The 12216-nt window shown below is 65.5% G+C and carries 12 protein-coding genes and 1 tRNA gene; 5 read left to right on the top strand and 8 right to left on the bottom strand.

Annotated elements, in window-relative coordinates:
* Positions 1–132: 132 nt before the first annotated feature.
* Positions 133–1143 carry a serine/threonine protein kinase gene (locus A985_RS0113270; RefSeq protein ID WP_017233887.1) on the top strand — a complete coding sequence of 337 codons (1011 nt, stop codon included), beginning with the start codon at positions 133–135 and terminating at the stop codon, positions 1141–1143.
* 106 nt (positions 1144–1249) lie between these two features.
* On the opposite strand, the gene A985_RS25440 is transcribed toward A985_RS0113270, so the two are convergent.
* The gene (locus A985_RS25440) at positions 1250–1708 is read right to left on the bottom strand and encodes a metal-dependent hydrolase (protein WP_017233888.1); all 459 of its coding nucleotides are present in this window, start codon (positions 1706–1708) and stop codon (positions 1250–1252) included.
* A 340-nt stretch (positions 1709–2048) separates the two neighbouring features.
* Here A985_RS25440 and A985_RS0113280 point away from each other — a divergent pair, with 340 nt between their 5' ends.
* The 3 genes from A985_RS0113280 (at position 2049) to A985_RS0113290 (ending at position 3977) form a co-directional block, all read left to right on the top strand.
* The gene (locus A985_RS0113280; RefSeq protein WP_017233889.1) at positions 2049–2777 is read left to right on the top strand and encodes a transporter; all 729 of its coding nucleotides are present in this window, start codon (positions 2049–2051) and stop codon (positions 2775–2777) included.
* 153 nt (positions 2778–2930) lie between these two features.
* Positions 2931–3007, top strand: a tRNA-Met gene (locus A985_RS0113285).
* A 157-nt stretch (positions 3008–3164) separates the two neighbouring features.
* The gene (locus A985_RS0113290) at positions 3165–3977 is read left to right on the top strand and encodes a class I SAM-dependent methyltransferase (RefSeq protein WP_017233890.1); all 813 of its coding nucleotides are present in this window, start codon (positions 3165–3167) and stop codon (positions 3975–3977) included.
* Between the two features lie 81 nt (positions 3978–4058).
* On the opposite strand, the gene A985_RS0113295 is transcribed toward A985_RS0113290, so the two are convergent.
* Positions 4059–5039 (bottom strand): bifunctional helix-turn-helix transcriptional regulator/GNAT family N-acetyltransferase, encoded by a 981-nt coding sequence (locus A985_RS0113295; protein WP_017233891.1) that lies wholly within the window; start codon positions 5037–5039, stop codon positions 4059–4061.
* A gap of 136 nt (positions 5040–5175) precedes the next feature.
* Positions 5176–5511 carry a hypothetical protein gene (locus tag A985_RS0113300; RefSeq protein WP_017233892.1) on the bottom strand — a complete coding sequence of 112 codons (336 nt, stop codon included), beginning with the start codon at positions 5509–5511 and terminating at the stop codon, positions 5176–5178.
* Positions 5512–5807: 296 nt separating this feature from the next.
* On the opposite strand from A985_RS0113300, the gene A985_RS0113305 reads away from it, so the two are divergent.
* Positions 5808–6149, top strand: coding sequence for a zinc ribbon domain-containing protein YjdM (locus A985_RS0113305; RefSeq protein ID WP_017233894.1), 342 nt, complete (start codon positions 5808–5810; stop codon positions 6147–6149).
* Positions 6150–6172: 23 nt separating this feature from the next.
* Here the strand turns inward: A985_RS0113305 and A985_RS0113310 are convergent, their stop codons facing one another.
* The 5 genes from A985_RS0113310 to nirD all read right to left on the bottom strand — a co-directional run bounded on the left by A985_RS0113310 (position 6173) and on the right by nirD (position 12209).
* Entirely contained in the window at positions 6173–7351 is a 1179-nt protein-coding gene (locus tag A985_RS0113310) for a CmpA/NrtA family ABC transporter substrate-binding protein (protein WP_017233895.1), read from the bottom strand.
* Positions 7352–7360: 9 nt separating this feature from the next.
* Positions 7361–7936 carry an ANTAR domain-containing response regulator gene (locus A985_RS0113315; RefSeq protein WP_017233896.1) on the bottom strand — a complete coding sequence of 192 codons (576 nt, stop codon included), beginning with the start codon at positions 7934–7936 and terminating at the stop codon, positions 7361–7363.
* Positions 7937–8184: 248 nt separating this feature from the next.
* Positions 8185–8988, bottom strand: a complete 804-nt coding sequence (cobA, locus tag A985_RS0113320) for a uroporphyrinogen-III C-methyltransferase (protein ID WP_017233897.1) — start codon at positions 8986–8988, stop codon at positions 8185–8187.
* 90 nt (positions 8989–9078) lie between these two features.
* Positions 9079–11796 (bottom strand): nitrate reductase, encoded by a 2718-nt coding sequence (locus A985_RS0113325; protein ID WP_017233898.1) that lies wholly within the window; start codon positions 11794–11796, stop codon positions 9079–9081.
* A 47-nt stretch (positions 11797–11843) separates the two neighbouring features.
* Entirely contained in the window at positions 11844–12209 is a 366-nt protein-coding gene (gene nirD / locus A985_RS25445) for a nitrite reductase small subunit NirD (RefSeq protein ID WP_017233899.1), read from the bottom strand.
* Positions 12210–12216 lie beyond the last annotated feature (7 nt).

The raw sequence follows: 12216 nt of genomic DNA on the forward strand, positions 1-12216 counted from the left end.
TGTGAAACTTTTTTGAAGGCGATGCAATTTTCTGCGTTTTCGCGTCCCTGTCCCACCGCGTCCTATCTGTATCCAGACGCTATAGAGAAGAGTACCGGCGCCCGTCGCACCGCCTTTGGCACAATAGCGCCCATGAACACTGATCTTTCACAGGACGCCTCCGCGCCCGCGCATCCTTTCTCCACCCTCCTGCCCGACACCGTCATTGCCGCCGTCGAGCAGCTTGGCTATTTCAGCGACGGGCGCCTGCTCGCCCTCAACAGTTATGAGAACCGCGTCTATCAGGTAGGGATGGAAGACGGCCCTCCGCTCATCGCGAAGTTCTATCGCCCCCAGCGCTGGACCGACGACGCCATCCTGGAGGAGCACGCCTTCACACAAGCGCTCGCCCATCAGGAGATTCCGGTCGTTGCCCCGCTCGAGACGCAAGGCACGACCCTGCACCATTTCAACGGTTTCCGCTTCGCCCTCTTCCCTCGACGCGGCGGCCGAGCCCCCGAACTGCAGGATCCCGACACGCTCAATTGGCTCGGTCGCTTTCTCGGCCGTATCCACGCAGTCGGCGCCATCCAGCCGTTCCGGCACCGCATCACCCTGGACATCGACACGTACGGACACACCCCGGTCGACTACCTGTGGGCGAGCGACTTCATTCCGAACGACCTGCGCGACGCCTGGCGCAGTATTGTCGACCTGGGGCTCGCCGGTGTCGCGCGCGCTTACGAGCGGGCTGGAGACGTGAAACTGCTGCGCGTACACGGCGACTGCCACGGCGGCAACGTCTTGTGGACCGATGCCGGCCCGCACTTCGTCGATTTCGACGATACGTGCATGGCGCCGGCGATGCAGGATCTGTGGATGCTGCTTTCGGGCACGCGCGAAGAGATGACGGTCCAGCTCGATGAAGTCCTCTCCGGCTACGAGGACTTTGCCGACTTCAACCCGCGCGAGCTGCATCTCACAGAAGCCTTGCGAACGCTGCGCCTGCTGCACTATAGCGCCTGGCTGGCCCGGCGCTGGGACGATCCGGCGTTCCCCGCCGCCTTTCCTTGGTTCAACACGCAGCGCTACTGGCAGGACCGCATCCTGGAGCTTCGCGAACAGGTTGCCCTCATGGACGAGCCGCCGTTGTCCTGGCGCTGACCGACATCCGCGCGGGCCGACTCGCGGGCCTGTCAGCCGAGTTAGCCGTGTCAGCCGACGCCGCTACCACTGATTCCGCTGATTCCGCCGGCGCGTCCGCGCGCACTCACCACCATCGCCACATGGCGAACGCGAGTGCCGCGGCCACGCACCACTCTGCCGCCGACCCGGTCGTCACGTAAAGCGGCGAACGGAAGCGCGTTCGCAACGGCCAGCACAGCGGCACGCCGGACGGCGTGAGCCAATCGGCCAGCAGATGTGACAAATATCCGGCCGCCAACGCAAGCATCCACGCCGGCACATGGCCCCAGCCATACAGGCAGCCCACGACCGCCAGGATCGGCAGCAGCAGCGAATGCGTCATGCCACGATGGCCGAAGAGACCGGAGACCAAGAGCGACACCGGTGCGACTCGGCGTCCCAGCATGCTCTTCGGGTGATCGATGTCGGGCAGCAATGCGCCAACGAGCGTCAAGGGCCAGGCGTGGACGCTGGCGGCCCACCCGGTGCGATGCATCAGCCAAGTTGCGCCGATACCGAAAATGAGATGACTTCTGGCTTGCATGGTGAGTCGGCGGCGGTGCGCCCGGCCCCGCTAAAAATGGGCCCGAAGTCTACCACTCGATACACGATGTAGGCAGCCTCGGCGTCCCTTTCGTGCGCCTCTTCACCCTCACATCTCCACCTCCGCGCCTCTCCACGTCTCCACGCCTCTATCCCCTACCTACCTCCCTACCTCCCACCACGAAGCCCCGTCAACGAGCAACGCTCCCAAGACACGAATCTCGAATACCGCACATTCGGCGGGTTTCGGTTGACCGTGTCACATGCCCCCCGTACGATCCGCGCGACGGATTTTCAGTCTTTCGCACCGGGACACATCAATCGCCCCGCAGGAGTTTTCAATGAAGAAGTTTCTGATGCTTGCCGCAGCGCTCGCGCCGCTTACCGGTCACGCCACCAACCCGCTTGTAACGGACGACACCGGCACACAGGACACCGGCAACTGGCAACTCGAGCTGAACAGCGAGTGGATAACCATGCCGAGCGCCCGCCAGCAACAATGGAACAACACGCTGACGTACGGTGTGATGCCCAACCTCGACGTCGCCATCCAGGCGCCCTACCAGCGCACGCGACCCGATGGCGCTGGCTGGACCAGCGGCGTCACCGACCTCCAGTTGCAAGCCAAATGGCGCTTTCTCGAAACCGATCAGTGGAGCCTCGGCCTCAAGCCGTTCGTCTCGCTGCCGACGGCCAGCCAGGATCGCGGCCTCGGCAACGGGCGCGCGACCACCGGCGCGAATCTGTTGATGCAATACAACCTCGATCGCTGGACATTCCTCGCCAACGCCGGCTATACGTGGAACAACAACGGCACCGGCAACCGACAGAGCCTGTGGAACGCGTCCACGGCCGTGCTTTTCAGCGCGACGGACACTGTGCGCCTGGTTGCCGACATCGGTCTCGCGACCAATCCGGACGCCACGACCCGGACAAAGCCCGCTTACGCGCTGGTCGGCGCGATCTACAGCCCGACGAAGGACCTCGATCTGGACCTCGGCTACAAGCGCGGCCTGAACCCGGCGTCGCTCGCCCACTCCGTGCAGGCGGGCGCCACGATCCGCTGGTGAGCGCCGCCACGACGTTCACTTCCGAGTGATACGGCGTGCGCGCGGGATGCGGCGAAAATGCACACGTCGCGCATGTTTTTCCGAGGTCCATAAATTTAATGTCATAAATGCTTGACACGATGCGCGGAACTCTCGTATTATTCAGTTCTCAGACGCGGGGTGGAGCAGTCTGGCAGCTCGTCGGGCTCATAACCCGAAGGTCACAGGTTCAAATCCTGTCCCCGCAACCAAATTCGAAAGCCCGTCGGCCGCAAGGTCGACGGGCTTTTGTCATTCCAGGTGATCCTTCTCGCCGACGAATGCGGCAACGGGCTGGCCTTGGTCCGCCTAGAATGAACAGGCGGTTGGGTAACCCGGGGCCATCGTCAGCGCATTCAAGGGGGCATCATGCTCGAGCCCGACAAGGTATTTGCAGGGTCGATTCCGAAGTGCTACGACACGCTGATGGTGCCGTTGATCTTCGAGACCTACGCCGTGGATACGGCAGCGATTGTCGTTGCCACCTCGCCCAAATCCATCCTGGAGACCGCCGCCGGCAGCGGTGCGCTCACGCGAGCGCTCGCGCCGAAGCTCGGCGCTGACGTGCGCTACGTGGTCACCGATCTCAATCAGCCAATGCTCGACTATGCAGCCGGCAGGCAACCGACCGACGCCCGGATCGAATGGACGCAGGCCGACGCGCTCGCCCTACCGTTTGACGATGCATCGTTCGACGTCGTTTGCTGCCAATTTGGCGCGATGTTTTTTCCAGATAGAGCCGCCGGCTATGCCGAGGCGCGTCGCATGCTGACGCCGGGCGGCCGCTTCGTCTTCACCGTATGGGATCGCATCGAAGAGAATGCCTTCGCCGACGAGATCACTCAAGCCATCGGCGCGTTGTTTCCGCACGACCCGCCAAGATTCCTCGCGCGCACGCCGCACGGGTATTACGATGTCGCACGCATCCGGGAGGACCTAAGCCACGCCGGGTTCGTCCACATGACGATCGAAACTCGCGAGAAGGTGAGTTACGGGGCCTCGGCGCGCGACGTCGCCACGGCCTATTGCCTCGGAACGCCGCTGCGCAACGAAATCGAAGCGCGCGACGCCAGCTTGCTTCAACTCGCCACCGAGCGGGCAACGCAGGCGATAGCCCAGCGCCACGGCAACGGTCCGGTCGCTGGCAAAATTCAGGCGCATGTGATCGTGGCGGCGCGATAGCGGCAGCTCCTGGACCGCCGATGCATCGTAAATGGCGCACGCCGGCATTGGACCACCCCCGGCAGCCTGAGGGCGCGAGCGCTATGACGGCGCACTACCCGCACGACGACAGAACCGTTGCTCGACAACCCGGCTCCCCCATTGCTCGCCTTCCGATTCGTCGGTCAGCGCAAAGCCGAACGACTCGTACAAATGCCGCGCGGCATCGAGCCCCTTGAACGTCCATAGGTCCGTTTCGCGATAGCGCGCGTCGACGAAGGCCATGGCCTGCGCCATCAGACGCCGCCCAACCCCGGACCCACGCATCGAATCGTCGACGATGAACCAGCGCAAATGCGCGACACCGGTAGCAAGGTCGCCGTCGATCGCGAGCGAGGCCAGCGTGCGCCCATTCTCCACATGGCGCCACAGCGCTTTGCCGTCGGCGGGCAACCCGCTGGCGAACGCCGCCAGTTCCGTTGCCACCTTCTTCTCGAAAAACACGCCAAACCCCCAGTGCTCTGCGTAAAAGCGCGCGTGCAGGCTGGCAATGTCGCCGATACACCCCGGCTGATAGCCTTCGACCACTTGTGCGGAGACTTCCCCCTCGATCACGCCTTTGGCCGAGTTGTCCTGTGCGAGCGCGTCCGCGTACAGGGCAAGCGCCCGGACCAGGGCCGCCTGATCCGCGGGCACGATGCGCCGCAGCGCGCTGGACACCTGATCGGTAGCAAAGCGGTCGATCTTGCTGCGAAGCCGCTGCCCCGCTTCGGTCAGAGAGAGTTCGGAGGCACGCGCGTCGTTGCTTGCCGTCGTGCGCCTCACGAGCCCGCTGGCCTCGAGCTTCGCCACTTGCCGGCTCGTGTTCGATTTATCCAGCCGCAGCAGGTTGCCCAGGTCCTTGGCACTGATTCCGGGCGTCGCCCCGATCTCGATGATGGCGTGAACCGCCGACGGCGCGAGATCGCTGTCGGCCAGCGTCGTTCGCATGAAGCCGAGTTCGCGAACCAGTCGACGCGAGAAGTCGCGGAGTTCCAGAATCTCCGCTTCGCGAGCCTTGCCAGGTAGATCGACGATATCCATATCTCACCCCCTATCAGTTGCGTATCGCAACCAATATAGTTGCGATACGCAACTTGCGCAAGTCGCTGATTGTGCCTGCGCGTGCTCGACAAGCGAGGAAGACCGTCCAGCGTGACTGAGCCCCGCCGTCACGGCGTCATTGACCGCCACCCAGCAAATCGTGCGCATCCAGGATCGCGTAGGCGATACCGGGACGACTATCGAGGCATCGGCGAACGGCGGCGGGAATCGACGCGTGGAGCTTCCGGCAAAGGCCCGGTTTGGCCACCAACCGAATGCTGATGCCGCGGACCGTCCGGACTTCGTTCACACTCGGCGCGATCTGCAGCGAAATCCCGAGCTGGGCCTGCATCAGGTCAGCTACGCGTTGCAGATCGGCGTAACTGGTCACGGCTTCGATGCGCGCGATCAGCCGTTTCTCCTCCGCCTGCGTCAACAGTAGGAGGCGGCGATCACCGTGCGGGTCTTGCATGAGGCTATCCCGATCACAGGTACAGGCGCCCGGGGGGCATTCCTTGCGGATTGGGAAGCGGGTCTCGTCGACCATAGAATACGAACAGAGGGCGTTGGCGGGACTAACATCGAATTTGCATTATCGATCGTTCGAGTGTCCGTAATCCGGTTACTTGAATCAATTAGGGATGTCATCGAAGCCCGACCGCGATCGCGGCGCCCTGCCGCGGGAACACCACTGCCCGGGCGAATCCGCCGACCGCGATATAATTTCGCGCTTTGATCGCCTTCGTCGGCCTTTCAGGACCCATCGACATGAGTACTTTGCCCGCTTGCCCGAAATGCAACTCCGAATTCACGTACGAAGACGGGGGTGTCTACATTTGCCCCGAGTGCGCGCATGAATGGTCGGCCCAGGCTGCCGCATCAACGGAACCCACCGAACGCGTCTATCGCGACGCCACCGGAACCCTTCTGCAGAATGGCGATACGGTGACCGTTATCAAGGACTTGAAGCCAAAGGGGTCGGGCGGCGTGATCAAGATGGGCACCAAGGTGAAGAACATTCGGCTGGTGGACAGCGACCACGATATCGATTGCAAGATCGACGGCTTTGGCGCCATGAGCCTGAAATCGGAATTCGTCAAAAAGGTCTGATCCGGTCGCCACGCCGGTCGACATCACCGGGCCCGAATATCGAATCCATCGACGTACGCGCGTAAATCGCCGGCGACGGCCGCATCCCAGGCCTTGCCGTCGCAAAGCACCTCGTGCGCTGGCGTGGCCTCCACCGGCACGGCCTCGGCACGTGCCGCCGCCTCGAACAGCGCCGTCTGGCTCACCGCTGCCGCCGTTTGCGCGGCACCGGCCACCGCCGCATCGCCCACCATGCCCCAACGCCGATATTGCGCGATGAACCACATGCCATCCGAAGGGTGCGGGTAATTCACCACGCCCTCGTCGAAGAAGCTCACGGGCAGCAACGCATGCCGTCCTTGAAGGCGGCCGAAGTCACCCAGCAGACGCGCCGCGATCAGGTCGCGTGGCGCCCCGACCCACGCCGGCTCCGCCAACCATCCCGCCGCTTCCGCCCGATGCCCGGGCATATCCAGCCAGCGGCACGCGCTGAGCAGCGTGCGCACCAGCGCCTGTGCCGTTTTCGGATAGCGCGACACAAAGTCCCGGCGGCAGGCCAACACCTTCTCCGGGTGATTGGGCCAAATGTCGCTCGACACCACGACCGTGCGCCCCAGCCCGCGCGCCTGGGCCACGGCATGCCACGGCTCGCCGCAGCAAAACCCGTCGAGCCCGCCCTCTTCCATCGCGGCAACCATATGCGCCGGGGGAATCACGATGCTGGAGATCTCGGTGAGCGGATCGATGCCCTGCGCGGCAAACCAGTAATTGAGGAACATCGCGTGCGTGCCTGTCGGAAACGTCTGCGCGAAGACCGGCTTGCGCCCGAGCGACGCCAGCGCCGCGCGCAAGTCGCCCGTGCGCGCCATCGCCTCGGCCAGCGACGGCGTGACCGTCACCGCCTGCCCGTTGCGATTGAGCACCATGAGCACGGCCATGTCTTCACGCGGGCCGCCAATGCCCAACTGCACCCCGTACACGAGGCCATATAGCGAGTGCGCGGCATCCAGCTCGCCCGTGAGCAGCTTGTCGCGCACGGCCGCCCACGACGACTCGCGGCTCAGCTCCAGGGTCAGTCCATGTTCGTGCCCCAGCTCCAGACGCTTCGCGACGATCAGCGGCGCCGCATCGGACAGCGCGATGAACCCCACGCGCAGATGACGTTTCTCTGGCACGCCGTCCGGCCATTGCGCGTCAGAAGCCAACCATGATGACGTCGACATGAGCAGTGTCTATCCCAGTAATTCGGCAATCGAGACGAGCTGGCGCGCCACTTCGACGAGCTTCTCGCCCTGATCCATCGCCCGTTTGCGCAGGATGGCGTAGGCCTCCTGCTCGGAAATCTTGCGTCGGTCCATCAGCAGCCGCTTGGCGCGGTCGATCAGCTTTCGGTCGGCCAGTTCGGTCTCGGCCTTGGCCAGTCGTGCGCGCAGCTTTTCCTCATGGGCGAAGCGCGCAAGCGCCACTTCGAGAATCGGCGCGAGCCGGTCTGCCGCCAGTCCCTCGACGGAGTATGCCGTCACCCCGGCATCGACGGCCGCACGAATCAGCGATTGATTGCCGTCGGCCGAAAACATCAGCACCGGACGCGGCGCCGCCGCGTTCATCACCGCGAGTTGTTCCAGCGTGTCGCGCGACGGCGATTCGGTATCGATGATGACGACGTCCGGGCGCTCGCTCTCCACCACACGCGGCAGCGCCTGCGGCTTGGCGACTTCCACCAGCATCTCGCACCCCAGACGCGCGAGCGCAGTCCGCAACTCGCCAATCGGCTTGTCGGTATCGGTGACGAGCAGCACGCGCAGCATGCCGTGCGCCCCCGCTGTCGTGACAGGGGCGGCAGGCGCTGCTGCTTTGCGGGGCGTGTCGGCCTGAGGATCGACGTCCCCGGCATCCGGTGTTTTCGGCAAGTTCGTGGGGGCCAATGCGCTCGGCCGGTCAGTGAAATTCCATCCGCGTCGCCGTTGCGGGGCTGCATCGGCTGCGCCCCGTCGGCGACGTCTCTTGTGCTAATCGAACACGCGCTGTTCAGTATAGGTAGTGAAGATACAACGCATCAGGCCGCTCTGGCGATGACGTCGCGCACCGTGTCCGCGGCGGCATCCCCCTCATCGACACCCGTTGCCGTGCTCGGTTCGACCGCCGCGAGCGCCGCTTCACCGACCGCGCCGCCCACGAGCAGGATAGTCGGACTGGCAAACCCCGCGGTGCGAATGTCGGCCGCCAGCCGGCCCAGCGACGTGACCATTCGCCGCTCTTGCGGCGAGCCCGCCCACTGGACCGCCCCCGCCGGGGTTGCCGCATCGAGATGCGCCAGTAGCATTTCGCTCAGTTCCTCGACCCGATGCAGGCCCATGTAGATCGCCAACGTGGTGCCGGTCGCCGCGAGCGCCGCCCAGTTGGGGGCACTGCCGTCCTGCCGGTGCGCGGTGACGAACGTCACGCCCGCACAGTGGTCTCGATGGGTGAGCGACATCCCCAAACCGGCCGCCGCCGCGAACGCCGACGACACCCCGTTGACGATCTCCACCGGCACCCCCGCGCGACGCAGCGCCGAGATTTCCTCGCCCGCACGCCCGAACATCAGCGCGTCGCCCCCCTTCACGCGCACCACGTGCGAGCCACGTCGCGCAAAGCGGCACATCAGCCGCTCGATGAACGCCTGTGGCGTCGAGCGGCAGCCGCCGCGTTTGCCCACGGCAATCACGCGGGCCTGCGGCGCGAGCGTGGCGATCTCCGGATTGGCCAGATCGTCGACGAGCAGCACGTCGGCTTCGCCGAGCACGCGTGCCGCGCGCAACGTCAGCAGATCCAGCGCGCCGGGACCGGCGCTCAGCAGGGTGACTTTGCCGTTGTTCATGATCGTTCTCCCTCAATTCCTCGATGGTCTGCATGTCGCCCAATTCAAATCCAGTCGGTACCTTCACGATGCGCTGTCCATGTCCCGGGCTCAAGCGACATTCGTCGCGCGCGGCTGCGTCGCAGCGTTGAGCGGCGCCGCGCACATGCGCTGCAACTCCGGCACACACGAGCCGCAGACCGTCCCGCAGCCGAGCCTCGCCTTGAGCTGTGCGACGTCCGCTCCCGCACCGATCGCCGCGTTGATGCTCGACGCCGTCACGGACTTGCACTGGCACACCGTGCGATCGCGTGGAACCGCCGGCCCGCTGTCGGCCACGAAGACCGCATGGCGCGCGCGCGTCCAGGGAGACGTTTCGCGAACACGCGCGAGTAGCGACGTCGACGCGGCGACATCGGCTTCACTGCCCGCCACCAGCACGCCATCGATCAAGGTGTCGCACCATGCCACGCGTTTGGTCATCGACCGGCGCGCATCGCGATACTCCAGCAGCGATTCGTCGCGCGGCAGAGCCAGCGCCGTGTGCAGGCGCTCCAGCCAATCGGCGTCCGGCTCGCTGTCGGCGGCCATGACCACGATCCGGTCGTCGCCCTCCAGACGCACCGTCGCGAAGCGACGCTCGGCCAACAATGGCTGCACCGCCGCGTGCAATTGCAGGGCGTCGCCGCGCCGCACCGCCGCCACCCGCCACGGCAGTGCGAGCGGATCGACGCGCACGGCGGCGTGCTTCAGTTCGGGCTGCTTCGAATACTTGTCGACGGCGCCGAGGGTCGTGTCGTTCACGCCCCCGCCGCCGAGAAACTGCCCGCTCCAGTGCATCGGCACGAACACCGTGCCCGAGGCGACGTCGTCGCTCACCGCCAGCGTCAACACCCGCTCGCCGCGACGGCTCGATAGCCGCACGACATCGCCCGCACGCAGGCTTCGACGCGCCGCGTCGGCCGGATGCATGGTGAGCGCCGGCTCGGGGGCGTGCTCGAACAACTGCCCCACACGCCCCGTGCGGCTCATGCCGTGCCATTGATCGCGCAGGCGGCCGGTAATCAGTCGCAGCGGATGGCGGGCATTGATCGGCTCGGCCACGGGTTGATATTCGAACGCATGAAAACGTGCACGTCCGTCGCTCGTAGCGAACACGCCGTCCTCGTAGCGGCGCGCAACGCCTTGCGCCGCGCCGGCCGGAAACGGCCAATGTTGCGGTCCGCGCTGCTCGAGCAGCGCGTAATCGATACCGCCGATGTCGAGGTCGCGTCCCACGGTGAGCGCGCGATGCTCGTCGAAGATGGCCTCGATGGACGAGAACGCGAACGGTTCGGGCGACGCGTCGAGCTTGGGTGCAAGACGCCGGGCGACCTCGCTGGCAATCCACCAGTCGGCCCGGGTCTCTCCCGGCGCCGAGACGGCGGCCCGCACGCGCGAGATACGCCGCTCCGAGTTCGTGACCGTGCCCGCCTTCTCGCCCCAGCTCGTTGCGGGCAACAGCACGTCGGCATAAGGAACGGTGTCGGTCTGGTGAAACGCCTCCTGCACCACCACGAACTCCGCAGCGGCGAGCGCTTCACGCACGCGCTCGCTGTCCGGCATCGAATGCACGGGGTTCGTGCACGCGATCCAGATCGCCTTGATACGGCCGTCGCGCACGGCGTCGAACATCTCCACAGCCGGCAGGCCCGGCCGGTCCGACAGCCCCTGCACGCCCCAAAGGCGCTCGACCTCGGCGCGATGCGCCGCGTTGCCGATCTCGCGATGCGCGGCGAGCATGGTGGCCAGTCCGCCCACTTCACGCCCCCCCATCGCATTGGGCTGACCGGTGAGCGAAAACGGCCCGGCGCCCGGGCGTCCGATCTGCGCGGTGGCCAAATGCAGATGGATGAGCGCGAGATTTTTTTCGGTGCCGTGGCTCGATTGATTCAGCCCCATGCAATAAAGCGACAGCGCCGCCGGGCTCTCGCCAAACCAGTCGGCCGCCTGACGCAACGCCGATTCTTCGATGCCGCAGATGTCGGCCACCAGTTGCGGGGTATAGCCGCGCAGCATCTGCTTGAGGGCATCGAAGCCTTCGGTATGGGCGTCGATGTAGCGCCGGTCGATGCGTCCTTCCCAGATCAGGTGGTGCAGCATGCCGTGAAAGAGCGCAACGTCGGTGCCCGGCACGATGGCCAGATGCAGATCGGCCATCGCCGCCGTATCGGTGCGGCGCGGATCGACGACGATCCAGCGAATCGACGGATCGGCCGCCTTGGCCGCTTCGAGTCGACGGAACAGCACCGGGTGCGCGTAGGCCATGTTGCTGCCGGCGAACAGCACGGTGCGGGCCGCTTCGAGATCGTCGTAGCAGGTGGGCGGCCCGTCTGCGCCGAGCGCCATCTTGTAGGCGCTCACGGCGCTCGACATGCACAGTCGCGAGTTCGTGTCGATGTTGTTGGTGCGCACCAGCCCCTTGGCGAGCTTGTTGAAGACGTAGTAGTCCTCGGTCAACAACTGTCCTGACACGTAAAAGGCGACGGCGTCCGGGCCATGCCGACGGATAACGTCGGCGAAGCGCGACGCCACCGTCTCCAGCGCGTCGTCCCAACTGGCGGGCGCGCGCTCGGCGTCGCGCGTGGTGCGCAACTCAGGCGTCAGCACGCGTCCGGCAAGCGACTGCGCGGTGAGCGGCAACGTCATGCCCTTGCTGCACAGACGCCCGAAGTTCGCCGGATGCGCCGGGTCGCCCTGCACATCGACGATGCGCTCGCCGTCGCTCTCGACGAGCATGCCGCAACCGACGCCGCAGTAGCAGCAGGTGGTTTGCGTGAGGGTTGTCATGGGGGGCTCCGGCAATCGCGAGGGGTCAGGGGGGCGGGGGTAGCGGGTCAAGCGGCAGCCGTCGCCGCGCTCACCTCGGTACCGATCGCCTCGTCGAGCGACACATATACCTCGCCCGCGTCGATCCGCACGGCGAAGCGCTCTGCACAGCCCACATCGGGTGCGCAGGCTTCGCCGGTCGTCAGGTCAATGTTCCAGGCGTGCAGCGGGCACGTGACCTTCTCGCCGTGCACGATGCCCAGCGAGAGCGCACCGCCCTTGTGTGGGCACTTGTCGCGCAACGCAAAAACCTTGTCGCTCTCGGCGCGAAAAAGGGCGATGTCGCCGCTCGGATGGGTCAGCACGCGCGTGCCCAGGCGCGGAATCGCGTCCACGTCGCAGACATGCAGCCAGATCGGTTTGGATTGCGTCATGGTGTTC

The organism is Pandoraea sp. B-6, from assembly GCF_000282835.1.
Classification (GTDB): Bacteria; Pseudomonadota; Gammaproteobacteria; order Burkholderiales; family Burkholderiaceae; genus Pandoraea; species Pandoraea cepalis.

Coding starts and splice junctions, on each gene's coding strand:
- A985_RS0113280 (WP_017233889.1), top strand. CDS start 2,049: ATGAAGAAGTTTCTGATGCTTGCCGCAGCGCTCGCGCCGCTTACCGGT.
- A985_RS0113325 (WP_017233898.1), bottom strand. CDS start 11,796: ATGACAACCCTCACGCAAACCACCTGCTGCTACTGCGGCGTCGGTTGC.
- A985_RS0113270 (WP_017233887.1), top strand. CDS start 133: ATGAACACTGATCTTTCACAGGACGCCTCCGCGCCCGCGCATCCTTTC.
- nirD (WP_017233899.1), bottom strand. CDS start 12,209: ATGACGCAATCCAAACCGATCTGGCTGCATGTCTGCGACGTGGACGCG.
- cobA (WP_017233897.1), bottom strand. CDS start 8,988: ATGAACAACGGCAAAGTCACCCTGCTGAGCGCCGGTCCCGGCGCGCTG.
- A985_RS0113315 (WP_017233896.1), bottom strand. CDS start 7,936: ATGCTGCGCGTGCTGCTCGTCACCGATACCGACAAGCCGATTGGCGAG.
- A985_RS0113310 (WP_017233895.1), bottom strand. CDS start 7,351: ATGTCGACGTCATCATGGTTGGCTTCTGACGCGCAATGGCCGGACGGC.
- A985_RS25440 (WP_017233888.1), bottom strand. CDS start 1,708: ATGCAAGCCAGAAGTCATCTCATTTTCGGTATCGGCGCAACTTGGCTG.
- A985_RS0113290 (WP_017233890.1), top strand. CDS start 3,165: ATGCTCGAGCCCGACAAGGTATTTGCAGGGTCGATTCCGAAGTGCTAC.
- A985_RS0113300 (WP_017233892.1), bottom strand. CDS start 5,511: ATGCAAGACCCGCACGGTGATCGCCGCCTCCTACTGTTGACGCAGGCG.
- A985_RS0113295 (WP_017233891.1), bottom strand. CDS start 5,039: ATGGATATCGTCGATCTACCTGGCAAGGCTCGCGAAGCGGAGATTCTG.
- A985_RS0113305 (WP_017233894.1), top strand. CDS start 5,808: ATGAGTACTTTGCCCGCTTGCCCGAAATGCAACTCCGAATTCACGTAC.